This window comes from Paenibacillus sp. GCM10027626, from assembly GCF_042676285.1.
Classification (GTDB): Bacteria; Bacillota; Bacilli; order Paenibacillales; family Paenibacillaceae; genus Paenibacillus_Z.
Map to the genome: position 1 here is coordinate 478,877 of NZ_JBHTHC010000001.1, position 25,465 is coordinate 504,341.

General features: G+C 49.3%; 25 protein-coding genes. 19 read left to right on the forward strand and 6 right to left on the reverse strand.

The features are described from left to right. Window positions 1–583: 583 nt before the first annotated feature. Together ACFQ0N_RS02295 and alr are read left to right on the forward strand one after the other, a co-directional pair. On the forward strand, window positions 584–1,663 hold the full coding sequence (locus ACFQ0N_RS02295; RefSeq protein ID WP_379322723.1) for a D-alanine--D-alanine ligase family protein: 1,080 nt from the start codon (window positions 584–586) through the stop codon (window positions 1,661–1,663). 6 nt (window positions 1,664–1,669) lie between these two features. Then, on the forward strand, window positions 1,670–2,818 hold the full coding sequence (alr, locus tag ACFQ0N_RS02300; protein ID WP_379322724.1) for an alanine racemase: 1,149 nt from the start codon (window positions 1,670–1,672) through the stop codon (window positions 2,816–2,818). Here the strand turns inward: alr and ACFQ0N_RS02305 are convergent. After that, on the reverse strand, window positions 2,815–3,714 hold the full coding sequence (locus ACFQ0N_RS02305; protein WP_379322725.1) for a helix-turn-helix domain-containing protein: 900 nt from the start codon (window positions 3,712–3,714) through the stop codon (window positions 2,815–2,817). The genes alr and ACFQ0N_RS02305 overlap by 4 nt on opposite strands. A 166-nt stretch (window positions 3,715–3,880) precedes the next feature. Between ACFQ0N_RS02305 and ACFQ0N_RS02310 the strand changes: the two genes are divergently transcribed. The 3 genes from ACFQ0N_RS02310 (at window position 3,881) to def (ending at window position 6,223) form a co-directional block, all read left to right on the forward strand. Next, the gene (locus tag ACFQ0N_RS02310; protein WP_379322726.1) at window positions 3,881–4,585 is read left to right on the forward strand and encodes a PIG-L deacetylase family protein; all 705 of its coding nucleotides are present in this window, start codon (window positions 3,881–3,883) and stop codon (window positions 4,583–4,585) included. Between the two features lie 37 nt (window positions 4,586–4,622). Continuing rightward, window positions 4,623–5,573, forward strand: a complete 951-nt coding sequence (locus tag ACFQ0N_RS02315; protein ID WP_379322727.1) for a sugar phosphate isomerase family — start codon at window positions 4,623–4,625, stop codon at window positions 5,571–5,573. A gap of 137 nt (window positions 5,574–5,710) precedes the next feature. Next, window positions 5,711–6,223, forward strand: coding sequence for a peptide deformylase (gene def / locus ACFQ0N_RS02320; RefSeq protein WP_379322728.1), 513 nt, complete (start codon window positions 5,711–5,713; stop codon window positions 6,221–6,223). 1 nt (window position 6,224) lies between these two features. Here def and ACFQ0N_RS02325 read toward each other — a convergent pair whose 3' ends face one another. After that, window positions 6,225–7,124 (reverse strand): DNA-3-methyladenine glycosylase family protein, encoded by a 900-nt coding sequence (locus ACFQ0N_RS02325; protein ID WP_379322729.1) that lies wholly within the window; start codon window positions 7,122–7,124, stop codon window positions 6,225–6,227. Window positions 7,125–7,373: 249 nt separating this feature from the next. On the opposite strand from ACFQ0N_RS02325, the gene ACFQ0N_RS02330 reads away from it, so the two are divergent. From ACFQ0N_RS02330 to ACFQ0N_RS02345, 4 genes are all read left to right on the forward strand, one after another. Continuing rightward, window positions 7,374–8,180: a phytanoyl-CoA dioxygenase family protein gene (locus ACFQ0N_RS02330; protein WP_379322730.1), complete on the forward strand. Its 807-nt coding sequence runs from the start codon at window positions 7,374–7,376 to the stop codon at window positions 8,178–8,180. Window positions 8,181–8,813: 633 nt separating this feature from the next. Continuing rightward, on the forward strand, window positions 8,814–9,518 hold the full coding sequence (locus tag ACFQ0N_RS02335) for an N-acetylmannosamine-6-phosphate 2-epimerase (protein ID WP_379322731.1): 705 nt from the start codon (window positions 8,814–8,816) through the stop codon (window positions 9,516–9,518). Then, entirely contained in the window at window positions 9,508–10,470 is a 963-nt protein-coding gene (locus tag ACFQ0N_RS02340; RefSeq protein ID WP_379322732.1) for an ROK family protein, read from the forward strand. The genes ACFQ0N_RS02335 and ACFQ0N_RS02340 overlap by 11 nt, the downstream gene beginning before the upstream one ends. Before the next feature lie 11 nt (window positions 10,471–10,481). Continuing rightward, entirely contained in the window at window positions 10,482–11,354 is an 873-nt protein-coding gene (locus tag ACFQ0N_RS02345; RefSeq protein WP_379322733.1) for a MurR/RpiR family transcriptional regulator, read from the forward strand. Window positions 11,355–11,484: 130 nt separating this feature from the next. Here the strand turns inward: ACFQ0N_RS02345 and ACFQ0N_RS02350 are convergent, their stop codons facing one another. The 3 genes from ACFQ0N_RS02350 to ACFQ0N_RS02360 all read right to left on the reverse strand — a co-directional run bounded on the left by ACFQ0N_RS02350 (window position 11,485) and on the right by ACFQ0N_RS02360 (window position 13,264). Continuing rightward, a complete protein-coding gene (locus tag ACFQ0N_RS02350; RefSeq protein WP_379322734.1) occupies window positions 11,485–12,039 on the reverse strand; it encodes a DUF1700 domain-containing protein in 555 nt (184 codons plus the stop codon). Further along, a complete protein-coding gene (locus tag ACFQ0N_RS02355; RefSeq protein ID WP_379322735.1) occupies window positions 12,036–12,383 on the reverse strand; it encodes a PadR family transcriptional regulator in 348 nt (115 codons plus the stop codon). The genes ACFQ0N_RS02350 and ACFQ0N_RS02355 overlap by 4 nt, the downstream gene beginning before the upstream one ends. A gap of 119 nt (window positions 12,384–12,502) precedes the next feature. Then, a complete protein-coding gene (locus tag ACFQ0N_RS02360) occupies window positions 12,503–13,264 on the reverse strand; it encodes a MerR family transcriptional regulator (protein ID WP_379322736.1) in 762 nt (253 codons plus the stop codon). Between the two features lie 157 nt (window positions 13,265–13,421). Here ACFQ0N_RS02360 and ACFQ0N_RS02365 point away from each other — a divergent pair, with 157 nt between their 5' ends. From ACFQ0N_RS02365 to ACFQ0N_RS02395, 7 genes are all read left to right on the forward strand, one after another. Next, window positions 13,422–14,627, forward strand: coding sequence for an MFS transporter (locus ACFQ0N_RS02365; RefSeq protein ID WP_379322737.1), 1,206 nt, complete (start codon window positions 13,422–13,424; stop codon window positions 14,625–14,627). A 166-nt stretch (window positions 14,628–14,793) separates the two neighbouring features. Then, window positions 14,794–14,988, forward strand: coding sequence for a DUF4177 domain-containing protein (locus ACFQ0N_RS02370; protein ID WP_379322738.1), 195 nt, complete (start codon window positions 14,794–14,796; stop codon window positions 14,986–14,988). A gap of 65 nt (window positions 14,989–15,053) precedes the next feature. After that, window positions 15,054–15,983 carry an alpha/beta hydrolase gene (locus ACFQ0N_RS02375; RefSeq protein ID WP_379322739.1) on the forward strand — a complete coding sequence of 310 codons (930 nt, stop codon included), beginning with the start codon at window positions 15,054–15,056 and terminating at the stop codon, window positions 15,981–15,983. An 11-nt stretch (window positions 15,984–15,994) separates the two neighbouring features. Next, on the forward strand, window positions 15,995–16,699 hold the full coding sequence (locus ACFQ0N_RS02380) for an SGNH/GDSL hydrolase family protein (protein ID WP_379322740.1): 705 nt from the start codon (window positions 15,995–15,997) through the stop codon (window positions 16,697–16,699). Between the two features lie 387 nt (window positions 16,700–17,086). After that, window positions 17,087–18,025, forward strand: coding sequence for an RNA polymerase sigma factor RpoD (rpoD, locus tag ACFQ0N_RS02385; protein WP_379322741.1), 939 nt, complete (start codon window positions 17,087–17,089; stop codon window positions 18,023–18,025). 97 nt (window positions 18,026–18,122) lie between these two features. Next, window positions 18,123–19,055, forward strand: a complete 933-nt coding sequence (locus ACFQ0N_RS02390) for a manganese-dependent inorganic pyrophosphatase (RefSeq protein WP_379322742.1) — start codon at window positions 18,123–18,125, stop codon at window positions 19,053–19,055. Between the two features lie 77 nt (window positions 19,056–19,132). Next, window positions 19,133–20,221 (forward strand): lactonase family protein, encoded by a 1,089-nt coding sequence (locus ACFQ0N_RS02395; RefSeq protein ID WP_379322743.1) that lies wholly within the window; start codon window positions 19,133–19,135, stop codon window positions 20,219–20,221. Between the two features lie 74 nt (window positions 20,222–20,295). Here the strand turns inward: ACFQ0N_RS02395 and ACFQ0N_RS02400 are convergent, their stop codons facing one another. Beyond that, on the reverse strand, window positions 20,296–21,420 hold the full coding sequence (locus ACFQ0N_RS02400; RefSeq protein ID WP_379322744.1) for a glycoside hydrolase family 88 protein: 1,125 nt from the start codon (window positions 21,418–21,420) through the stop codon (window positions 20,296–20,298). A gap of 122 nt (window positions 21,421–21,542) precedes the next feature. On the opposite strand from ACFQ0N_RS02400, the gene ACFQ0N_RS02405 reads away from it, so the two are divergent. The 3 genes from ACFQ0N_RS02405 (at window position 21,543) to ACFQ0N_RS02415 (ending at window position 25,365) form a co-directional block, all read left to right on the forward strand. Next, window positions 21,543–22,415, forward strand: coding sequence for a helix-turn-helix domain-containing protein (locus ACFQ0N_RS02405; protein WP_379322745.1), 873 nt, complete (start codon window positions 21,543–21,545; stop codon window positions 22,413–22,415). A 67-nt stretch (window positions 22,416–22,482) separates the two neighbouring features. Continuing rightward, on the forward strand, window positions 22,483–22,932 hold the full coding sequence (locus ACFQ0N_RS02410) for a Fur family transcriptional regulator (protein WP_379322987.1): 450 nt from the start codon (window positions 22,483–22,485) through the stop codon (window positions 22,930–22,932). A gap of 99 nt (window positions 22,933–23,031) precedes the next feature. After that, window positions 23,032–25,365 (forward strand): helix-turn-helix domain-containing protein, encoded by a 2,334-nt coding sequence (locus ACFQ0N_RS02415; RefSeq protein ID WP_379322746.1) that lies wholly within the window; start codon window positions 23,032–23,034, stop codon window positions 25,363–25,365. Window positions 25,366–25,465 lie beyond the last annotated feature (100 nt).

The following is a 25,465-nucleotide window of genomic DNA, read 5'->3' on the forward strand; positions in this document are numbered from 1 at the left end:
CTTCACCCGCGCTTGCAGATGTCCACAACGAATAGACAGCCCCCTACGGTCCGTGTGCAAGCCGTTTTTGTTGTTTTGTTCACAGATAACGGATCTACGGTCCGCGCGGTCCGCCGATTCGCCCGCCTTACAAAAATGTCGATTGGACACTGTCCAAAATTAATCGACAGCCTCCTACGGTCAGCTGATGAACGAACGCTAACGGATGTCATGGCCGCTATTTTCGAAAAATCGACCGATCTGAAATTGTAACGGAACTGTGCGCCGTTATTTGATGATTATGAGCACAATTTCGCCAGAAAATGGCCCATTAAGATCGCTCACGTCCGTTAGATTTCAAAAAGGAGTGTTATTGACGAAATAGCGTCTGTGACTTCCGCTAGATAAAACTTGGCGACACGCGGTGTCAGCCTAAGCCGTTATTCTCACGACCTAAACGCTTGCGTCCGGGGAAGTTCCGGAAAAGCGTTATTTTTTATTTAATGGATCGTAATGTTTTCTTAATGATTTCGTACAAGCCTGTCAAGATTTGCGCCGTAAAGTAAAGGTAATGAAGTTACGCAAGCCACAGGAGGCGCAGGAAATGAAAACTTTACTCTATCTATTTTACGGCGGCAAGTCGGTTGAATATGAAGTTTCATTAAAGACAGCATTTACCGCACTGCAGTCAATAGATTTGCACAAATATACGGTATATCCGATTCATATTGCACGCGACGGCCGCTGGAGCTGCAGCGGGGCGCTTGAAAGGGCGATTAGCTCAATCGAGGAGCTGACTGCTTCGCAAAGCGGCAGGACCAGTGTGGCAGCATCGATTGGTCAGCTGCTATCCACCATATTTAACCAGGAAGGGAAGAAAGTTGTACTGCCGATGCTGCACGGCACGGGCGGGGAGGACGGTACGCTCCAGGGGATGATGGAGCTGCTCGATATTCCTTATGTTGGCAATGGCGTGCTGTCTTCGGCGATGGCATTGGATAAGGCTGTTTGCAAGACGATTTTGCAGCAAGCCGGTATTGCGCAAATTGAGCATTTGACTTATAGCTGGCGCGACTGGAAGCTTTACGGGGAGCAGGTGAGCGGGCAAATCGAGCAAACGATCGGCTACCCTTGTTATGTGAAGCCGGCCTCGCTGGGCTCCAGCGTTGGCATTAGCAGATGCCAGCAGCGTAGTGAGCTTGATGCGGCGCTTAGCGAAGCTTTTCGCTTCGATCGTAAAATCGTCGTCGAGCGCGACGCTTGCGCCCGCGAGATCCAGGTTGCGGTAATGGGCAACGATCATCCGGCCGCTTCTTGGCCGGGAGAGTTTATCCACGAAGGATCTTTCTTTCATTATGAGGCTAAATATTTGGACCCGCAGCTTCAAATGTCCATTCCGGCCGATCTGCCGGCTTCGATTACAGAGCAAATCAGGGAAACCGCAGTGAAAGCCTACACTGCTTTAGGATGCAGCGGGCTGGCGCGCGTCGATTTCTTTGTCGATGGCCGGCAGCAAATTTACCTGAATGAGATTAATACAATGCCCGGCTTCACGAATTGCAGCATGTATCCTGTTATGTGGGAAAGAACTAACGGGACTTCTTATGGCGAGCTGATTGAGCGGCTAATTGATTATGCGCTTGAGCGCCATCTGGAGCGGCAGTCGATCGAATATGCGAGGTGAGTGCAGATGGGAGAGCGTATACCAAATTATAAACGTGCTGGCAGAATAGATGCTATTCAGCGCGAAACGTATGCCGAGGTCGATCTGGCAGCTATTCGGCATAATGCGCGCTATATTCGGCAACTGCTGCCAGCTGGCACGTCCTTTATGGCTGTAGTCAAAGCCGATGGTTACGGACATGGCGGGGTCGCTGTAGCCAGAGAAGCGCTTAGAGCAGGCGCGGATCAGCTCGCTGTCGCTTATTTGAGCGAAGCGCTTGAGCTGAGAAATTGCGGCATAACCGCCCCGATCCTCATTTTGACGCCAATCGCACCGGCGGAAGTTCCGCTTGCTGTGAAGCGGAATTTAATGCTGACGGTAGCTTCAGCCGCTTGGCTGCAGCAAATGCGGGCGTATAAGCCGGTTGCATCTGCAGTGAAATTGAAACTTCATCTAAAGCTGGACACCGGCCTGGGAAGAGCGGGCATTCGCGAGCGATGGGAGTGGGAGCAGATGCTGCCGCTGCTGCGGGAAGCAGATATTGCCATAGAAGGCGTATACACTCATTTTGCCACAGCAGGGCAGGAGGATACGAGCTATATGGAGCAGCAGCGCGATCGTTTTATGGAAATGGCCGGCTGGGTGAAGTCCTCGGGACTGGCTGTACGACGCTATCACTCTGCTGGAAGCGCCGCAGCGCTGCGCTTTCCCGAACTGGCAATGGATATGGTAAGAATAGGAGCGGCGCTTTATGGATTTACCCCAAGACTGCTGCGTGAAAGGAATCTGTTGAAACCGGCGCTGCAGCTGCATAGCCGGCTCATACAGGTGAAGCAGGTGAGGAAAGGGGAATACATCGGCTATGATCAATGTTACCAGGCCGAGCAGACGGAATGGGTGGGCACTGTGCCGATCGGTTATGCCGATGGCTGGAATCAAAGTCTGCGCCTGACAGAAGTGCTGGTTGATGGCCAGCGCGCGCCTATTATCGGAAAAATATGTATGGATCAAATGATGATCAGGTTGCCTAAGCATTATTTGCCCGGCACGCGTGTTACACTGATCGGACGCCAGGGCCAGGAGCAAGTAACATGTGCGGAGCTGGCGCAATGCCTGGGGGGCGCGGCTCAGGAAATTACGAGCAGTCTGGCCGCGCGCGTGCCGCGCATCTATTAAATTCGCGATTTTACTGATCTGGCGTATTCTGTCGGCGACATGCCGACGATCATTTTAAACTGTCTGGAGAAGCTGTGGACACTGCTATATTGCAGCAGCTCGGCAATTTCAGTTATATTATGTCTTTCCTCGCGGATCATTTGCTTGGCGCGTTCGATCTTCAAGGAGCGAAAATGATGCATAATGCTTTGTCCGGTGCGTTCCTTGAAGATGGCAAAGGCATGGCTGCGGCTAATGCTGAACGCTTGACATATACGTTCGACCTTTAAGCTTTGAAATACATGCTGCTCCATATAAGCGGAGATTTGCCGGATTAAATCTCTGTCGCTCTGTTCCTTGGCTGCACCGGACAAGCGGTGGCGCGGCATGGAGCTGTCCATGTCCTCCAGCAGGTGAATGAGCAGCAGCTCCAAGTAAATACGCACTTGCTGTTCCGCAGCGGGAGGGGCATCCTCCCGCTTTTTTAATGTATGATTGCGCGGATCGTCGAACGGAGGATGGAAGGCGGCAAAGCCGTTTTTGAGCAATTGGGCCATCAGCTGCTGCTGCGAATCATTTAATGAAAATAGTTTGTTTTCAAAATTGCGCATGCCGGGAGAGCGGCATACGAAGGATATAATGATCACATTCGGGGCAATACGTTTGTTGGCCCATACATTGTGATATTCATTTGGCTTGTGAAAAATAATATCCCCCTGCTTAAGCAAGAAAATTTCTTCATCGGCAATCACCTCAACCTCGCCGCGGTCGACGTAGACAAATTCCCAGAAGTTATGCTTTTCCCCATCAAAAATAAAGTCTTTGGAAAATTCGAAATAATGCAGAGAGACGATCTGCCGGACCGTTATATAGTCGGAAAGCTTCGTTCGCGGAAAACGCTTGGATTTGGTTGCCATTGCGACTCCCTCCTGTAAGCAATACTATAGCAAAAATGGACGATTTGATAAAGGAATCAGACGCAATGGTAAAGAAAAAGGGAGTCGGATCAATTACAATTCATTGTAAGCGCATTATTCAAGAAAAACCGGCTTGACCGCCGGGGACAAGTCTGGAGAGAGGACAATGAATATACTTGCTGTCGGATGCCATCCCGATGATTTGGAAATCGGCTGTTCCGGCACACTTGCTGCCTTGAGAAAGCAAGGGCATCATGTGACCATGTGCCATGTCGCGAATGGGGACAAAGGGCATGCTGTCATACGCCCAAAGGAATTAAGCGAAATCAGGGCGAAGGAGGCTCGGGCTGCCGGAGCGCTAATTGGCGCCGATGTTGTAAGCTTGCAAATTCCGGATTTGCAGCTCAAAGCAGAAAACCAACAGGCCGTTCATGAATTGATTCGTCTTATTCGCGATGTAAAGCCGGATTTCATCATTACGCACAATCCCGACGATTATATGGTCGATCATCAGGAAGTCAGTAAAGCCGTATTCGATGCCAGCTTCTCGGCCAGTGTGCCGCATATGCTGCCCGATACGCCGGCTTATTCTTCAATTGTGCCGATTTATTATATGGATACACTGGCAGGCGTTAATTTTTTGCCGGAAGAATATGTCGACATAAGTGAGTTTATTGATATGAAAATTGCGATGAACGATTGTCATCGCAGTCAGATCGATTGGCTGCGCGAGCATGACAATATCGATTTTCTGGAATTTGTCCGCAGCTGCTCCCGCTTTCGCGGCTTGCAATCAGGCGTGATGTACGGGGAGGGCTTCAGGCGTTGCAAAGCGTGGCCGCGCATGACAACCAAGCGGCTTCTGCCCTAGCGGATATATTAAATTTTGAAGAGGAGTTGGATACAAGATGGATTTTATGAGCACACAAAAAGGTTCCTTGCTGGAAGGCTTCTATCCTGCCGGATGGGATTTTGCCAAAATTGACGCATGCTGTTCGCATGCCCCGGAAGCGATTACAGAACGTCAATCGTTCTGGCATCCGGAGTTTGAGCCAGTCGTTTGCGAGCAAGTGGGCGACTTTGATGTTATGCTTGGTCATGAAATTGCGCTGGAAATAAAGCGCACCGGTGAAGAAGGACGGCAATTGGCGCTGATCCTTCCGGTTGGTCCGATGGGCATGTACAAATGGGCAGTCTATTTCTTGAAGGCGTGGAATGTGAGCTGCGCTCATGTACATGGCTTCAATATGGATGAGTGGAGCGACGCCGACGGCAATACGCTTGCGGCCAGCAACTCGGGATCGTTCGAAAATGCGATGCAAAATGCTTTCTACGGTCCGCTCGGTGAACTGACTGTACCGAAAGCCCAGCGCAATTTCGCAACGAAAGAAAATTTGCCTGCTTATGGCGAAAAAATCGCTGCATTAAAAGCGGGCAATGCCAAGCTGGTGACGATTTTCGGCATCGGGCGCATGTGCCATATTGCCTTTTGGGAGCCGCAATTTGCTGCAGAATTTTCATCCGAGGAAGAATGGAAGAGCCAGAATTACCGGATCGGCGCCAAGCTGCATCCGCTCACCATTGAGCAAAATGCGATTACTAGCTTTAAGAGCCGGACAACGCTCGTTCCATGTACGGCTAATACAATAGGGCCCGGCCTGTTTTTGCAGTCGGACCGAATTATCGGGGGCTGCGACGGGGCGCTCGGGCGCGGCATGCAGTGGCAGGGAATGTCGCTGTGGATGACGCTGCGGTACGGTCCGAGCATGTGGATTCCTTCGACTTATATGCCAACAATGCCTGGAAAGCTGTTTTTCTTGCAGGAACTGGCTGGGCCGCTGACGGCAGAATGCAATTGATCGAAAAAAGGTTGGGTAGGACAGGGACTGCTCAGCCTTTTTTTGCTCTAAGACGAAGCAGGAACTTTAGGCTGCTACTTGGTGACTCGGACAACATTGCCATGGTATTATTAGGCAAGCGAAGGAGGGGAACTGAGATGACAGTGAAGCAAATTTTGCCGTTTGGCGATCCGATCTTGCGCAAAACGGCGAGACCGGTTGATACGATGAATGAACGTACCTTTAAGCTGCTGGATGATCTGGCAGAAACATTATATGCCAGCGATGGCCGGGCTGGTCTGGCCGCCCCGCAGATTGGCATTTTGCGCCGGGCGATCGTAATGGATTGCGGCAGCGGCCTGATTGAGCTGATCAACCCTGAGATTATCGAAAGCGAAGGCGAGCAGTACGGCACTGAGGCCTGCTTGTCCTACCCGGGCTACTACGGTTATGTGAAGCGCGCCAACCGGGTTAAGGTGCAGACGCTGAATCGCCAGGGAGAGACAATCGTGCTTGAGGGCGAAGGGTTCCTGGCCCGCTGTATGCAGCATGAGATCGACCATTTGAATGGCGTTCTGTTTATCGACCATGTGCAGGAAGAATGGCTGTCTCATGAGCATACAGGCCAGAAGATTAAATTGTTTGATGTGCTTCGGCTATCGCGGCAATGAGTCAGTATAACAGCCGCCATAAATAAAACGTGGCATAAGCTTCCCAGGAGGACCAAGCGGCAGCAAGCTCCGTAATTTCCTGCTTGGTCGGTTTACGCTCCATACCTTTTAAATGCTTGATTGCATTATGGAGACCGACGTCATCAATGGGGAATGCATTCGGAAAACGCAAGCAGCGCATCAGCACATAGTTGGCTGTCCACGGCCCGATTCCGCGAATGCGCAGCAGCATCCGTTCCGCTGCTTGCAGGCTGCCGCTAGCCAAAAGCTGCTCCTTCGAAAGCTCCCCCTCAGCAATTAAAGAGGCGACTCCGATCAAATATTCGCTTTTGCGCCCTGTCAGCTGCAAGCTTGTTAGCTGCCCGACTGACAGGCCGGCAATGATTGCGGGATCAGGAAAAAGCAAATATTGACGCCCCTCATAAGCGATGCCTTCCCCGAATTGCTCAACAAGCCGCCGTTTTAATGTGTAAGCAAAGGGCAAATTAATTTGTTGGCCGATAATGCCCCAGCATAATGCCTCGAACAGATCGGGGATCCCCATTATTCGCAGGCCGGGAAAGCTTGCTACCGCATGCTGCAGCAAAGGCTCGCGAACCGCGCAGTCATAAAACGGCTGCAAATCGGTATCGAGGTCAAGCCATTCCCGAACGTAGCGGCTAACCGCCGCTTGCAGCTGCGCAGTATCATTACCGCACAAAAAACGAACCTCCAGCGCCGGCTTATCGGAAGCCGCTTCGCGTAGTTCTATAATGATTGTTTGCCCCTCCAGCTGCAATGCCCGCTTTATGCCTCCATCCAAAATATGATACATGCATTCATCGGGAGAGCGGCTCAAATAATGAAGGTTTTGCGTGAAATTAAAATGGGCAGGTGTTTCGATTTGAAGAATAGTAGACATCTTTAATACCAGCTCCTTTTGCTCTGCCCCAATTGTAAAGGATTTTCGGGTGCTTTGCACACGGAATCTTGCTCACTTGCTTTGTATAAAATCGATAGCTGCACTTGAAATGGCCCATTTGAATTTAGAAAATTTAGGATTGAAACTTGTTATTTACTCGTGTAAAATTAGCGCAAGAGGGTGAACTAACCTCTACATCGCTAATTTTTTTAAAATTTTACACGAGTAAATATTTTGGAGGGGACAATTATGGTTGCACAGCTTCATCTTCCGGCGTTGACAGAGCAGTTTGAAAAAGACGGTTATTTGCTGATACCAAATGCGCTTCCGGCCGAACAGGTTGAACGCCTCAACCTGGCCATCGACCGTATTATCGCCGAAGAACCGGAATCGCTGGCCTACAATGTATATCATAGCGTTGAAAGCGACCCGGCAATATTGGAATTGATCGATCATCCGCAATTATTGCCGCTCATGGTGAAATTGCTCGGCTACAATATCCAGCTGCACATTTCGCACCTTACCGTTCGCAAGCCGAATCCCGCTGATTTTAAAACCGCGACGAGCAGCTTTATCAATTGGCACCAGGATGGTCCGCATCCGTCATTTCCGGCAATTGGCGGACTTACATCGACCTACTATATTAAAATCTGTTACATTTTGAGCGATATGTCCGAACCGAACCGCGGCAATACAAAAGTTATCCCCGGCAGTCATCGTATTCCCGATTTCAAGCCGAATGATTATGATGTGAATACGCCGGTAGAAGGAGAGGTGGCCATTTGCGGCAAGCCGGGCGACGCCTTCATTTTTCCGCAAAACCTTTGGCATGCCGGCTCGCCAAATCGGACGGAAGGATTTGAAAGGCGACAATTATTTATCGGCTACAGCCCGATCTGGATGCGGCCAATTGATTACCATACTGCCTCCGAGCAGCTGCTGGCGGGTGCAAATCCGCTCCGCCGTCAACTGCTAGGCGACATCAGCACTAATTATTTTAACTATTACGTTCCTAATTTAGATCAGGTGCCGCTCAAACAATATAGTGATCACTAATTAAAAAAACGGAGGCTTCACCAGGCGGTGTTAGCCTCTTTTTTTCAATGAAAGGTTAGTCAGGCGGACCATGGTTCCGTTATCTGTGAACGAAATAGCTAAAACGGCTGGCTCGCGGACCGTAGGTCCGCAAACAAGATGAACGTAAGACATTTTCGGGAACTATATAAGTTGAATTAGTTTTTAGACAATCAAGGCAAGAAAAAGGGGGGTGTTAATCTGAATGATTTTTCGCATAGAATTATTGAAATTAGCGCGAAATGATCAATTGTATATGATATTTCATACAGATTCATCGATTTTGCCTGCTTCAAGGTAAAATCTGTATGATTTTTCGCATAGAATCGGCGAAATCAACGCGAAATGATCAATTGTATATGATATTTCATACACAATCATCGCGCAAGCTCTTTTCATGGCTAACGAATGCTTCGCTTTTTCAGCATCCATTCACAATTCTTGCATTTATCCTGTCCCTTTCTTTAATTCAACTTATATAGAAGCGGTTTTCATTAAAAAATGGAGGAATAATTCTTTTTATATCTTAAAAACGGTACAAAAATCTTTCTTTTGAAGCAAAACCTTGCTATAGTGGGAGAGGAATAATGAAACCCGTGAGGAGCTGTAGATGATATGAAAATAAATTTAGCAGAAACATGGAAAAAAGGCTGTATTGTATCCTGCCAGGCTTTGGAGCATGAGCCGCTATTTGGCTCGCATTTCATGGCAGCAATGGCAGCCGCCGCTGAAGAGGGCGGAGCAGTCGGCATTAGAGCGAATACGCCGGTGGATATCGCGGCGATCAAGCAAGCGGTTAAGTTGCCGGTAATGGGCTTGTACAAAGTGGACTATGAAGGCTATGATGTATATATTACGCCGACTATGCGCGAAATTGCAGCCGTAATCGAAGCCGGAGCCGATGCAGTCGCGCTGGATGCTACAAAGCTGCCGCGTCCGGACGGATTAACGCTTGAGCAGGTCATTGGCCAAATTCGCGAGCAGTATCCGCAAGTGGCGATTGTGGCAGACGTCTCGACCTTTGAGGAGGGCGTTGCTGCGATGGACTTAGGCGTAGATTTTGTGTCAACGACTTTATCAGGCTACACAGCGCACAGCAAGCAGCAGAGCGGGCCGGATATTGAACTGGTGGCGCAGTTAGCCGAACTGCATCGTACACCGGTGTTGGCGGAGGGACGCATTTGGACGACTGAGGACAGCCAGCGCTGTATTGAGGCAGGAGCACATGCAGTCGTTGTTGGTACAGCAATCACCCGCCCTCAGGAAATTGCCCGCCGCTTTGTCCAAGCGGTAAAGGAGAGCGCACAGCATGGTGAATGAAGTCGCAATTGGCGTCGACATTGGCGGCACTAAGATTCATTTTGCGATCACGGATCGCGATGGGAATATTCTTAATCAGCATATCGTGCCAACGCCGGTCAAGGAAGGATCAGCGCGCATTATGGAGCAGGTTCTGCTGGGAATCGAAAAAATGGTTGACGCACATGCCGCCGGTGATAGCGGCCAAACTGTCATTACCGGCATTGGGATTGGCAGTGCGGGTCAAATCAACTTCGAGACCGGGGAGGTTGATCATGCCGTCGATACGATTCCCGGCTGGACAGGAACGAAAATACGCGCACAGGTCGAGGGTAAATTTCCGTTCCCGGTCTATGTAGATAATGATGTAAATGTCGTCGCCTTAGCAGAAAAATGCTATGGCGCAGGCTTGCAATACAAACATTTTCTATGTGTGACTTTAGGTACTGGCGTCGGCGGCGCGATTGTCAACGAGGGAGAGATCGTTCGCGGAGCTTTCGGCGCGGCAGGGGAATTCGGCCACATAACGGTTAATTATGCCGGACCTCGATGCAGCTGCGGCAATTATGGTTGTATAGAACTTTATGCTTCTGGCACTGGAATTGCGCGCGTTGCGCAGGAAGCGATTGACAGCAATGGCTGGAAGCCGGCGTGGCCGGCCGATTCGCGCGCTGTCCTGCAGGCTTGGCAGCAAGGGGATGAGCAGGCCGCTATCGTGATGCAGGAAGTTATTCACGCTTTAAGCGCTGCGCTTGCCAGTCTGATTCACGCTTTCAATCCGCAAGCAGTCATTATTGGCGGCGGAGTAGCCGATTCCGGGGAACAATTCCTGTCTGAGCTGCGCAAGCAGACCGGGGAGCGCACAGCTCCGGCGATGTGGCGTTCAACTAAGCTGCTGCCTGCAGTTGTCGGCAATCATTCCGGCGTTATTGGCGCTGCGGCGCAAGTATGGCTTTATTCTGACGGAAAGTAGAGGGAAACAGCATGAAGCAGGTTAGAAAGTTGTCCAGTATATCGAATACGCTATTGATGATAACCAGCATCTACAATTCTTTGACCAAGGCGGAGAAGAAGGTGGCTGATGCTGTGCTCCGCGATCCGGAAGAAGCGGTGCTGGCGACTGTCACTGACCTGGCTGAAAAGGCTGCAGTCGGAGAAACGTCCGTCATACGATTTTGCCGCAAGCTTGGCTTCCACGGATACCACGAGTTCAAGCTGGCGATCGCTCAAGATCTCGTAACAGCTCCGACGCATATAAGCGGCGGGCATATTGATGATGGCGATGACTCGGCGACGATTGTCGGCAAAATCACTGCCAATAATGTACAGATGCTGCAAGATGCGATGGATTTCATTGATGTAGATGCGTTGAACGACGCTGTGCGGCTGCTGCTTGGCGGGGAACGTATTTTAATTTATGGAGTTGGATCCTCTGGCATTACTGCACTCGATGCTCATTATCGTTTTATGCGGCTGGGCCTGAATGTGGAGATTCAGCGAGATGCGCATATTATTGCAATGTCGGCTGCGCTTGTCCGCAATGGCGATATCGTGTTCGGGATATCGACCTCGGGCAGCACGAAGGATTTGGTCGATCCGATCAAGCAGGCCAAGCAAAACGGGGCCAAAATCATTTGCCTGACAAGTCATGCCAAATCGCCGATAACGACTTATGCGGACACGGTACTGTTGTCTCCATCGAAGGAATCCCCGTACCAAGGCGGTGCCCTTTCAACTAAAATAGCACAAATACACATTATCGAGGTGCTGTCCAACTTGATTATGATGGAGAAGAAGGAAGCAGCCTTTGATTCAATAAAAAAGACGGCTAGCGCCGTCGCATCCAAGCTGTATTAATTTTGCTGTTTCACGCCTCTGCCGCATGGCAGAGGCTTTTTTGATTTTTATATGTTTTAAAATTTCAGGGGAAGAAACTTGCCTCGCTCCAAGGACGGCATCAGCCGTTTCTTCTTGTGATAACGCATTATTAGCGGCCCTTCGGCAGGGCAAGCTGGTATTTGCGGGAAAGAAAGTCCATATACTTACGCAAGTAACGCCAGCTTACAAAAGCAATCCCGCCAACGATCCCGCCGATAGGCAGAGCGTACAGCATGCTCCACTCAGTGGGAACTTCCAATCCGGGGCCAAGATTCATATTAATCCATGTTACCCCAAAAGTGCGAATAATTCCTGCAATCACAATAAGCGTTGCGCAAAACCCGAATCCATAGGCGACGACAGCCAGCACTGGTATGACCATCACGCTTAAAAGACCGGTTGTACAATAGAAGCTGATCATAGCTAACACATCTTTAAAGGAACGGCCCGAATGATGTTCAATCATATATTCATTCCGGTAGGCTTTCGCCAAAGTACGCGGATCGCCAAGGCGGGCAAGAATTGCCGCTTCATGTTGACCGCTCAAAGTCCCATCAATAATATGACTTTCGATTTCTCTTACGGCATCAAGACGCTCCTCCTCAGGCAGCTGATGAAGCATCTCGTATAGCTTTGCCAAGTAATCCTTACCTTGCGGACTCATTGTGGTATATCACCTCTATAAAGTTGTAATTGATCAATAGCCTCGGAAAGTTTGTTCCATTCCAATGAAATTGCTGAAAGTAAATGCTGGCCGGAGTCGGTAAGTGTGTAATATTTTCTTGGCGGTCCGGATTCCGATTCTTTCCAAAAAGAATCGATATACTTTTCTTTCAACAATCGTCTCAGCAGAGGGTATAACGTACCTTCTGTAACAGCTAGCGACTCCCATCTATTGAGCAATGTCACGAGTTCGTAGCCATAACGCGCTTCACGGCTAATGAGAAGCAGTATGCTGTACTCCAGCAGTCCGCGGCGCGCTTGGGATGTCCATTCGGACATATTCATTCATAACCCTCCTCCCTAGTATAGGGTAACACAAGCTATTATGCGTTGCAAGGTACTAGGTGAAAAAAGCCATCTTGCAGAGCTGTTAACTGCTGCAAGACGGCTTCTTCATTCATGAATTAAAGGCGGTTCGTATAAATTTGGACCGCATCGCACAAAAATTGCGCGGTTCCTGGCTGGTTCTTATCATAGTAGGCTGTAAAGCGTTCATCGTCAACATACATTTGCGCAAGATTTGCATGAGCCTCTTTATTGTATGACGGCCAGAAAAAGGTCAGCCATTGACGATGCAGGTCGGCCGCTCGCTGAGCCAGTTCGCCGGCAGGATCGCCGTCAACGAACGCTTCCGCCAAGGCGGCATGTACCGCCGCTGCCAGCTGCTCAACCTTTGCTGCTTCCTCCTCCGTCATGTTCAACACCTTTTCATTGGACAGATCGACTTGCTTGTCGCCATACTTTTGGCGAATTTCTGCGCCGTATCGCTCTTCATTATCGCTTACAAGTTTTTGCTTGAAGCCTTCGAATTTTTGTTTATCACTCATTGTGCTTTTCCCCTTTCGCTGTGCCAACGTCAACTCAACGTTAGCGATGAGCAGATCTAATTGCTCACGTTTCTGTAGCAGTTTGTCACGGTGTTCAGCCAGGGTGCGATCAGCGTCAAAGGAAGGCGAGGTTACGATCGCTTTGATTTCCTCCAAGTTAACACCCAACTCGCGGTAAAAAAGGATTTGCTGTAACCGGTCGACCTCTTGCTGACCGTAAATTCGATAACCAGATGAATTGATTCTCGCCGGCTTGAGAAGGCCAATTTCATCATAATATCTGAGCGTCCGGGTGCTGACGCCGGCCAGGAGCCCCAGCTTTTGTATCGTATATTCCATTACGCATTCCTCCTGACAAATTAGATGGTACACCTTTACGTTGCGTCAATGTCAAGCGCTGCCGATTAAAAATAGCAGAACAATTCAAAAACAGGGCAATCTACGACAAATACAATGCCCAGCCGATCGAATACAATGGAGTGGAGGAGGCGATGAAATGGGTGTATGGTCAGACTTTAAACGGTTTGTCCGCATCAAACGGGCGGGTGTGCTCCTGTTAACATTATTTTGTTATGGGATTGGCACCGGCATTTTGGCACCGATGAATTCGATTTATTTGAGTGAAAGTATCGGTCTGTCTAAAGGACAGGTTGTATCTGTATTTGCAATTTCTCTCATACTGAATATGATTGCCACCATGACGGTCGGTATGATAAGCGATCGCTTGCGGAGCAAACGCAAGCTGGCTATTTCAGCGGCGCTATTATGTATTTTGGGCCTTATATTTTACATGCGAGCCGAATCCTACACAAGCGCATTATTCGGAATGTGTTTGGCTGTTGCCCCGTCGGGACTTATTATGGGACAACTATTTGCTATGTCGCGGAATCATTTTATGCAGCTGGCGCCCGATATTGTGGAGATGGCGCAAATTTGGCTGCGGGCAAGCTTGAGCGTCGGTTTTTTTGCCGGCTTGCTGATTGGAGCAAACCTTTATTTGCTGGCAACCTTTCAGGGCGTACTATGGGGCAACATGGCTGGTTATGCGCTGCTTGTCGTGCTGCTGCTGGGCTATAAAGAATATAGCAGCGCCATTGCTGAAGGAAGCAATGGGGGGAGCGCCCCCAACTCTGAGCCGTTCTCGCTCATTATGCTGATCGCATTGTTTATGATTGCTTGTGCCGATGCGATCCGCGGCCTTTATTTGCCGCTTGTCGTAAAGGATTTGTTCGGCAAGGCGGAGCTGATGTCTTATATATGGAGCATTCAGGCCGTCTTCGAGCTGCTGTTTATGACGATAGCAGGCTATTGGGCGGCGAAGTATGGCAGCAAGCGGATTATTTTAATCGGCAGTGCGGCTGCGCTAATTACCTACACAGTGTATGCATCCTCGGCGTCGCTAATCGTGTTTTTCCTTGTACAGCCGGTTTACTCGTTTTTTGTCTCGATTTTATATGGGGTAGCGATGGGCTACGTGCAGCGGATGTTTGCCGGACGCAGCGGCTTTGGCTCAAGCTTGTATGTATTTATCTCCCTTGCAGCCTCGCTGGCCGGCTACATGTTTCCGCTGCTTATTGCAGGCTACGATCCGCGAATATTCATCATTCCGCTTTCCCTGACAGCTGCTTCCATGATTATTATGCTCATCGTATTGAGCCGCGATCGCAAGCTGGCTTCGTCATCGATGCATATTTCATCATAAAGGATTTTTCGATTATGAAATTGGTTCCAGGCAATGGTGGAAAAGTCCTAGTTCGCAATAAGCCTACTCATGACGCGGGTTGTTATGGTAAAATAACGATGAACGATTGGGCATGAATGTCAATCATTCGTTACTAAGCATCACTTGTCAGGAGAGAGGGACACCGATGGTACAATGGGAATATCACACACTAAAATACAGAACCGGGGGATTTCTTGGCGGAAAAGTAAATGAAGAAGAACTGGACGACCTGCTGAACAGCCGGGGCTATGAAGGCTGGGAACTAGTATCAAGCTTTGACACCAGTCTATACCAGGGTCAATCTAAAGACATTATTATGATTTTCAAAAGAAGAGTATAGCTGACATCGAAATTGCCTGTATACAAAGCGCAGAGTTGGCTGGCTAGCGGCAAGGAGGCAATAAGGTGAGAACAACTCTTTTTCAATTGGCAGATCGGCCAATACATGTTTATAAATGGGAGCCTGATGAAGGTAAAGCCATCTGCGGGGTTGTGCAGCTTGTGCACGGATCGTGCGAGCATGCAGGCCGGTATGAAGCCTTCGCCCGATTTTTGACGGATCAGGGACTCGCCGTATACGCCAATGATCATCTCGGACATGGACAATCAGCAGCAAATAAAGAAGATTTCGGCTATTTCGGGGAGCATGGCGGGTGGACGATGATGATCGATGATCTCTATCTGCTTACCGAGGTTATACGCAGAGAAAATCCGAACTGTAAGCTGACGATGCTTGGCCATAGTATGGGGTCTTTTATGGCTAGACATTATGCGGTGAAGTATGGCAGGCATATCGATGGTCTCATCTTAAGCGGCACTGCCCATCACGGCCGGATGCTCCTGCATATGGCCTCGCTTATAGCGAAATGGGAAGTGTGGTCGCGCGGAAGCCGCTTTCAAAGCAAAACATTATTTAAATTGAGCTATCAATCGTTCAATCGGCGTTTTCAGCCGACCCGTACAGACCAGGACTGGCTGACGCGAGATACGAAGATTGTCGATCAATTTCTGGCAGACGAGCGCTGCGGCTTTATTTTTACAGCCAGTGGATTTCGGGATATGTTCGAAGGTTTATTGTTTATTACGGATGTCCGCAACATACGACAGACGCCGGCGCAGCTGCCCATTCAATTGCTGGCTGGCAAAGAGGACCCGGTGGGCGGCTTCGGCAAGATGGTCGAGAAATCATATCATGCCTATTTGACGGCCGGGATGCAAAATGTGTCCATAAAGCTTTACGATGGAATGCGTCATGAAATTTTGAATGAAATTGACCGGGAACAAGTATATGCTGATATAATTGGATGGATGAAGAGCAACCAATTGATGGAATAGGAGTGCACAATATGAGTCAATTTCCGCGATTCCAGCAGCGGCTGCAGGAAAAAGCCCAGGATGTTTTTAAACGTGCGGTCACTTATGTTGCAATTGGCGACAGTGTAACACAAGGCTGCATGCAGCATGAGGTGGTGGAATACACAGATATTTATCATCAAGTGTTTCGCCGCGCCGCTGAGCAGCGGTACCAAGGCACCGTACTGAATGTTATAAATTCCGGTGTCAGCGGCGATACAGCCGAGGGCTCGCGTTCGCGCTGGGAACGGGACGTGCTGCTATATAAGCCTGACCTAGTAACGATTTGCTTTGGCCATAACGACGCTCACGGCGGCATGGATGGCATTGCAACTTACATACAAGCAATCCGGGATTTAGTGGATCAGATTCAAGCAGAGACAGAGGCGGAAGTTTTGCTTATTACGCCTTGTATGATGATGAAAAGAAATAACGCAAATATCGCAGAAGTCCATCGGCCGCTGACTGCCGATTTCATTCGTCTTGCAGAATCGGGTGTGTTGGATCGCTACGTTGCGGCCTTGAAGCAATTTGCCGCAGAGCGCGGTCTGCCATGCCTCGATGTTTACGCCGAGTGGGAAGAGATGGAGCGTAAAGGAGAAGATATCCACGCACTGCTGTCCAACGGGCTAAACCATCCGGATCAAAGCTTTCACCGGCGCTGGGGCGCTTTGCTGGAAGCCAAGCTGCTGGATTAGTTTGAGACGGCACTTGAAGAAGCACTTCCGATGCGGGGCGCGCCCGCAGCCTGGTTGTGCTTTTTTGTATGTTGGCAGGGTGCCTGGAGCGATGAGGCGCAATGTTGTACAGGATACAACATTTGGAACAGACCAGACGTTTTTTTGGCGCTGCTCTGCGATAGTTGAGTATGTGATAAATAAAAAAAGCAGGCGCCAAAGGCAGCCTGCGTTTCTCCAGAAAAAAGTATTGAAACCCATATTCAAATCTGATAGAATGAAACGTAAACGAAATATCCGCAATTTAATTCCCCGTTTGGAATCATCTTACCATATAATTTTGTTTCTTGTCAATGCTTTATTTGGTTGGTATGGCAGCAAGCCACTTGGGGTGGAGGGAGCCGAGATATGAGAGAAAATGAAACTAATCGCAGTATACCAGAGGTAGCGGCAAGAGAAGCGGATCCCGAGCATTTAACGTTAATAGCTGAGGAGATTTCTTTACCGTCAGGCATTAAAAGCAGTGACCCTGTACGAATGTATTTGAAGGATATTGGCCGTGTTCCATTACTTTCGGCAGATGATGAGATTGAACTTGCTCAGCGTATTGAAGAGGGGGATAATGAAGCAAAGCAGCGGCTGGCGGAGGCTAATTTAAGGCTTGTTGTAAGTATCGCCCGCAAGTATGTGGGACGCGGGATGCTATTCCTTGACCTGATTCAGGAAGGGAATACAGGGCTGCTCAAGGCAGTCGACAAATTCGATTACCGCAAAGGCTTTAAATTCAGTACGTATGCCACCTGGTGGATCAGACAGGCGATCACCCGGGCGATTGCCGATCAGGGGCGCACCATTCGCATACCTGTTCATATGGTCGAAACCATCAACAAGCTGAACCGGATTACGCGCCAGCTGCAAATCTCGCTAGGCAGAGAAGCGACAGATGAAGAGATTGCAGCCGAGATGGAGATTCCTCCGGACAAGGTGCAGGAAATTCGCAAAATCGCGCAGGAGCCCGTGTCGCTGGACACGCCTGTCGGCGAAGAGAATGATTCCAAGCTGGCTGATTTTATCGAAGATCAAGAGGCGCTCGCGCCGACGGATGCTGCGGCATTCTCGATGCTGAAGTCGCAATTAAGCGAAGTGCTGGATACGCTGACCGAACGTGAAGAAGGCGTACTGCGCCTGCGGTTTGGCATCGATGATGGGCGGACGCGCACGCTTGAGGAGGTCGGGCAGCTGTTCGGCGTAACGCGCGAGCGGATTCGCCAGATTGAAGCGAAGGCATTGCGCAAATTGAGACATCCGAGCCGCAGCAAGCGGCTGAAAGATTTTTTGGATCAATGATTTGTGGATAACACTGGAATCGGATCGGGATTAACGGTATAATCATTTTTGTGGAATGTAGAGCGCTATGCCATAATAATGAATAAGGAGCAAGCTGATGGAAAAAGTATTTATTCTAGGTCATAAAAACCCTGATACTGATTCGATTTGTTCCGCAATTGCTTATGCGGATTTGAAGTCCAAGCTGGGCTGGAATGTTGAGCCGATCCGTCTGGGCAATGTGAATGGAGAAACGCAGTACGCTTTGGACAAGTTCCAGGCTGAAGCGCCGCGTCTTGTCGAAGCTGTAGCAAGCGATGTAAAAGATGTCATTCTCGTTGACCATAACGAGCGTCAGCAAAGCGCCAACGATATCGAGCAAGTACGCGTGATCGAAGTTATCGACCATCACCGGATTGCGAACTTTGAGACAAGCCATCCACTTTACTATCGCGCTGAGCCGGTAGGCTGCACAGCGACAATTTTGAATAAAATGTATAAAGAAAACGGCGTTGCGATCGACAAGCAGATTGCCGGTCTGATGCTATCGGCCATTATTTCGGATTCGCTGCTGTTCAAATCTCCGACATGCACGGAGCAGGATGTTGCGGCTGCGCGCGAGCTGGCTGAGATCGCCGGTGTCGATGCAGAAGCGTATGGACTGGAGATGCTGAAGGCCGGCGCGGATCTGAGCGACAAAACGATCGAGCAGTTGATTACTCTCGATGCCAAAGAGTTCCAAATGGGCAACTACAAGGTCGAAATTGCGCAGGTCAATGCCGTTGATGTCAATGATGTGCTTTCCCGCCAGGCTGAAGTCGAGGCTGCGCTGAATCAAGTGATCGAGAACAAAGGTCTGGACTTGTTTGTGTTTGTCGTTACTGATATTTTGAATAATGACTCTGTCGCGGTCTCGCTTGGCCGTACAGCAGCCGCTGTAGAGAAAGCATACAATGTTAAGCTTGATGCCAACAAAGCGCTGCTGAAGGGCGTTGTTTCGCGCAAGTCGCAAATTGTACCTGTATTGACAGAGACGCTGTCCAATATGTAATACGATAAGCACCGCGGAGGATTCTTGACGAATTTTTCCCGGTGCTTTATTCATGACAATCATCGGGAGGTTAAGAGATGGCAGCAGAACAACTAGTTGTATTTGTCGGCTCCTATGCGGAGGCTGAGCATGACGGCATTTATGTGTATACTTTTGATGAAAATACAGGCGGTCTGGCGAAAACGGATGCCGTGTCCGGTGTGAAAAATCCAACCTTCCTCAATATCGATCGTCAAAATCTTCGTCTGTATGCGATTGGAGAAACCGAGTCGGCGGATAAAGGGCGCGGTGCGGAAGTGCTGGCCTACCAGATTGATGCGGCGAATAGCGGCCGTCTTTCGCTCATTAACCGCAGCACCTCGGTCAGTGCGCCGACCTGCCATATTATGAAGGACGAGCGTTTCCCAATACTTGTAGTATCCAGCTATCATGGAGGTATGCTAGGCTCTGTTTCGTTAGAGGAGGACGGACGGATTGGCCGGCTGCTTGATGCTGTTCAGCATACAGGAAGCAGTGTACATCCGAATCAGGATAAGCCGCATCTTCATTCTGCATATTTTAGCCCGGATGGCAGATTTATTATCGCACAGGATTTGGGCATCGACCGGATCCGAACGTATGCCATTGACACAGCTTCAGGCAAGCTGAGCTTGCAAAGCGAGGCGGCTACTGCACCGGGAGCTGGACCGCGGCACTTGGCGTTTCACCCGCATGGCGAGCATGCATTCGTTATTAACGAGCTAAACTCGACCATTACTTCATTTGCTTACAATAGCAGCAGCGGTCAATTAACGGAGCATGAGACCGTGCCGACGCTGCCAAGCGATTTCCCTGTTGCCGAGAACGGCTGTGCCGAAATTGCGATTTCGGCTGATGGCCGCTATATTTACGGCTCGAACCGCGGTCATGACAGCATCGTGGTCTATGCCTTCGATGCCGCTGCCGGCAAGCTGACTTACATCGAGCATGTATCGGTTGAAGGGAAGCATCCGCGGCATTTTGCCCTGACGCCGAATGGCCGGTACTTGATTGCAGCCAACCGGGATACGAATAACCTGGTCACCTTCCACGTCGATCAGCAGAGCGGCAAGCTGACTTTCACCGGCGTTAATGTAGAAGTATCGAAGCCGGTTTGCGTGCAGCCTGTTTACTTGGCGGCCAGATGATACGCTAATGCTCCTTCCAAAAAAGAGGTCGAATCTACGGACTTGCATCAGTCCGGATCCGGCCTCTTTTGCTGTTAATAGATGCGATGTTTCCAGCCGCTCAGCTTGGCGAGCGCTTCGACATAGTAATAATCGCCATAAATAAGCGATACATCAATGGCCGCGCCGGCAGGCTTGTGACCGGTTGCCCCGAGAAGGATGGCCTGATGATCAGGCTGATCCCATGTTCCGTAATTGTTCGTCAGCGAGAGCAGAATCCGCTCCGCTGCCTGCATGTACATCCACTGCTCCTTCCCGGGAACTAAAGCAGCCAATTCGATCAAGCCGGAGGCGGCGATGGCTCCTGCAGAGCTGTCGCGCGGTTCGCCCGCAAAGCTGCTCAGGCGGAAATCCCAATAAGGCACAAAATCATTAGGAAGAGCTGCGATAAAGAAATGCGCAATCTTTTTGGCGGTGTTCAAGAAGCGCACATCCCCTGTATGGCGATAAGTGTTGGCAAAGCCGTAAAGTCCCCATGCGGTACCGCGGCTCCAGCCGGAATCTGCGGCATCGCCCTGGCCGCCGAAGGCTTCGATAAAAGCTCCCGACTGCGGATCGAAGGAAATGATGTGATTGACAGAGCCGTCCTCGCGAACTCCGTATTGTATTGCAGTATCGGCATGCCGAACGGCAATATGACGATATCTCGGATCCTGGGTTACTTCGCTAGCCCAGAAAAGCAGCGAGATGTTCATCATGCAATCGATAATCGCCCAGCCGTACTTATCGCCGTTCCAGGCGCGAATAAAGTTGCCGGCCGGGTTGAAGCGTCCGGCCAAATAATTGGCCGCTTTGATGCCGCGGCGCAGTCCGTCGCGATCGGCTGTAATTTTATATTTCAAGACCGCGGTCGACAGAAATTGAAATCCGACATCATGGTGCAGCTCCTGCGACTCCTTTTCAAACCAGGTTTCAATATTGGCATCCCAGTCCCATGCCGCATCTTTGAACTGCTCCTTGCCGGTCACGTCGTACATGATCCACAACAAGCCAGGCCAAAAACCGCTCGTCCACCAATCAGACGAGGTGTTGTCATAAATGCCGCTTTCTTTGCCGGCCGTATGCGGGCAGCGACCGCCGATTTGCTGAATCATGCGCCCTACCTTTTCTTCCAGTCGCTCCAAGAGCAATTTTGGTTGTAATTCTGTCATGATCGTCATTGTATATCGAACCTCCTCTTGAATGAATTGATTCGATTATAGCGTGAGATAGAACGGATAAGTTGTGCTATAATATGATAAAATATTGTTCTATTGTCATGCTGGAGAGGGTGGGGCTAGCAATGAACTTATTGTCCGACCTCATTAAATTTGATGGACAAGCGATTGTGTGGAGTTATAGAAACCGCAACGAAACTAACTTTGGCGGCTACTACCACTGGCATCAGTGCTGCGAAATGCTGCTTGTGCATGAAGGGCAAGGCAGCGTTATCGTCGATCAGCAGACTTTCCAAATTGGCCGCGGCATGCTTTTCTTTTTTCAACCGTTCCAGCTGCATAAGGTCTATGCCCAAATTAGCAAGGAAGCGCCGTATGAGCGAACGATCATTTACTTGGATCCTGCTGTCATTGCGCATTTTTTGCAGCCATATCCGCAGCGCGCACAGTTTTTTGAGCGGTTGTGGAAAGGGGCGGTCCGCGGCTTGGCGTTTCAATTGGGGGGAGCAATTGCGCAAGCAGAATGGCAAATAGCGCTCTACGAGCAAGCGCTGCACAAAAACAACGGGGAGACGGAAGAAGAAGCAGCGTTACTGCTGCTCTCGCTGCTTTCGATACTGATGGGGGCGAGGCTGGAAGGCATTCCGGCTGGAAAGCGGAGCGCTGTCATAACTGCCCGCCCAACCCGTTATTCGGAAACGATCATGCAATGGATCGAGCGCCATTATGCCGAGGAGTTTCATTTGGAGCGGCTTGCGAAAGAGACTCATCTGTCCAAATATTATGTTTCGCGAATTTTTCGCGAGGAGACGGGCAGCAATATAACCGACTATTTGACCGCACGCAGAATTAAGCAGGCTTGCAGGCTCCTGCAGACGACTACACAATCTGTGGAGCGGATCGGGATCGAGGTTGGCTTGCCAAATGTCTCCTATTTTATTCAGTTGTTCAAAAAAGTTGTTGGCTGCACGCCGCTTAAATACAGGCAAGGCTCGTAAAGTCTTGACAAAAGCGGTGGCGATTGACCACAATGGAAAGCAAAGCATTATGAAGGGGGAGCCTAATATGGACGCCGCCAATAAAGTGCAGGAAATGATCGCGATCATGTCTCGCAACGGGTGGAGAATTACCGATCAGCGCCGGACGCTTGCCAAAATTTTTTCCGATACGGACGCATTCCTTTCGCCAAAGGATGTCTATGACCAAATGAAGGACAAGTATCCTGGCGTCAGCTTCGATACCGTATATCGCAACTTGCGTATGTTAAGCGAGATGGGCGCTCTTGAGCAGTTTTATTTCATGGAAGGCGGCTTGAAGTTTAAAGGAAGCTGCCACGGGCATCACCATCACCATTTAATCTGCATGAATTGCGAGAAGACCGTTACATTCGATTATTGTCCGATGGAAGTGAAGCTTGAGCTGCCGGAGAGCTTTAAAATTGTAAATCACCGATTTGAAATTTATGGAATTTGCGAAGCGTGTCAAACGGAACGCCAGGATGGCGCTGAAGAGTAGAGGAACAAGACTGCTGTCTGCGGTAAGCCGGCAACGGTCTTGTTTTTTGTAATAATATGGTACAATAAAGGGATAAAACTGATGAATAGGAGGCTGGCTATGCTTAAAGCACGCCGCAGCGTTTTTTTGACAATCCTTATGTCTTACCTGTGTATTCTGCTCATTCCCGTTATTATTGGAAGCGTTTTCTATCAGCGGGTGGAAGCGCAGACGATTGAAAATGCCAACCGGACAAATCTTGGTCTGCTTGAGCAGGCGAAGGCGGTGACAGAGACGCAAATGGAGTCGATCGATAAGATGACGAATTACTTGGCGCTCTATCCGAAGCTGCAATGGCTGCTTAGTAACGGTGCGGATAAAAGTCCGGAAGATATGGTGAAGCTGATCGATTTTATGAAAGATTTACAAAAGTATCGCAACGTAAGCAGCTTTGACAGCAATTTTTATATTTTTGTAAAGGAAAGCGATTTGATCTTTACCCCGATTGCTAAAACGGATTCCCGTACTTTCTATACTCAGCTGCATACCTATAAAGGCCGCAGCTATGATTGGATTATGGAGCATTATTTTCAAGGGCTGCGGTATAAAAACTATTTTCCCGTTGAAACGACGGAAACATTGGGCGAGACTCCAGTTCAAACGATTACATATGTGCAGTCGCTGCCGATTAATGACCAGTCTGATATTAAAGGGTACCTTGTCATCAATATTGACGAGCGGGAAATCCGCAGACTGTTTCAACAAATTGAACAGCTGCATCAAGGTGAGGTTTACATCATTAATGAACGGAATGAAGTGCTGACGTCGACTGCAAAGGCCAATGCTTGGGATTCCGGGCTGCTGCAGCGGCTTGACCACTCCAGCGGATATACTCAGATCGAGCGCGACGGACAAGAAATGATCGTATCTTATACAACAGGGGAGAATGACTGGAAGTATGTCTCGCTCGTACCGAAGCCTGTAGTGATGGGGAATGTAGAGGAATTAAAGACGAGGGCGATCGTGCTGTTAATGATTTGTTTATTGGCAGGCTTCGCTGTCGCTTATCTGCTTGCATACCGTAATTACTCACCGATCCGGGATGTGGTTCATACGATTTTGCACAGGCGGTCGGATCAAGCAAATGCAGTGAATGAATATGATTTTATTAAGCAATCTGTCATTCGTTCTATGGAAGAAGAGCGGCAATTGCGCGATACAATCGCACGCAATGCGCCGGTTATCCGGGCGAATTTTTTGACGAGATTGATAAAAGGGCATGTTGATGCAGAGGCGATGACTGACGAGTCGCTGGCATTTATGGATGTTCGCCTATCGCATGATTGCTTTATTGTCATCCTTGCAGACATTGAAGATTGCAGCCGGTTTATGAAGGATGATTCTGAGGAAGAATGGGCGCTTGCCCGTTTTATTGTCTCGAATCTGTGCACGGAGCTGTTCCAGGACAGCTTGGCCCGACTATATATCGCAGAGATGGACCGCAATTTACTAGGCGTGCTGCTCAATTTTCCTGCGGATCACAGTCTTAGTACAGATATCCGCGGGAAGCTGGATGAGCTGATGGGAATTGTTGATCTGCGATTCCGTATGCGAATGACGGTCGGCGTAAGCGGCAGCTTTGCTGAAGCGGCAGAGATTGCCCAAGGTTATCAGGAGGCGACGCTGGCCTTAGATTACCGGATGGTTTATGGGGCTCATGCAGTCATTTTTTACGCGGACTCCAAGCAGTACACCCCGTTATCCTATCATTATCCGCTGGAAACCGAGATTCAGCTGACCAATTACGTCAAGACGGGTGATTTCGCACAAGCAGAACAAGTGCTGGAGCAAATTTATGAAATCAATTTTGTGGCACATTCCCTTGACCGAAGGATGGGGCTGTTTTTATTTCACGATTTATTGAGCACCATTTTGAAAACTTATAATAGCATTCGCGTACACAATCAGGAGACGTTTGAAGAAGCTGCGAATCTTGATCCGGTGCATTTTTTTGCCAACTGCTTAACGGCGCGAGAGATGCTGGAAGCAACGAAGGGTCTCTACCGCCAGGTTTGTACAAGCGTGAAAGCTGAACGCACCGACCCGAGTGACCGATTCTATGCGCGGATTACAGCCTACATCGAAGAAAATTTTGGCGACAGCAATTTAAGTCTGACAAGTATTGCCGAGCATTTTGATGTAACTCCGCAATATATGTCTTCCTTCTTCAAGAAGAAAGGCGGGCAAAACATGACCGACTTTATCGCGCTTACCCGCATTCGCGCTGCGAAGAAATGGCTGGCCGACAAATCGCTTACCGTGACGCGAATTGCTCAGGAGGTCGGCTACGCCAATGAGATTGGATTCATCCGCATGTTTAAGAAATATGAAGGGATTACACCTGGGAAATACAGTGAACTGGCGCAAAATGAGCTGAAAATTAAAGATGTATAGGACACATTAAAATGATATAGCCGCCCGAAATTAAGGATGTATAGCCCATTTTGCCATCAGGCTGTATCCGGCTTTGTGTCAGAGAGGATATATTGAAATG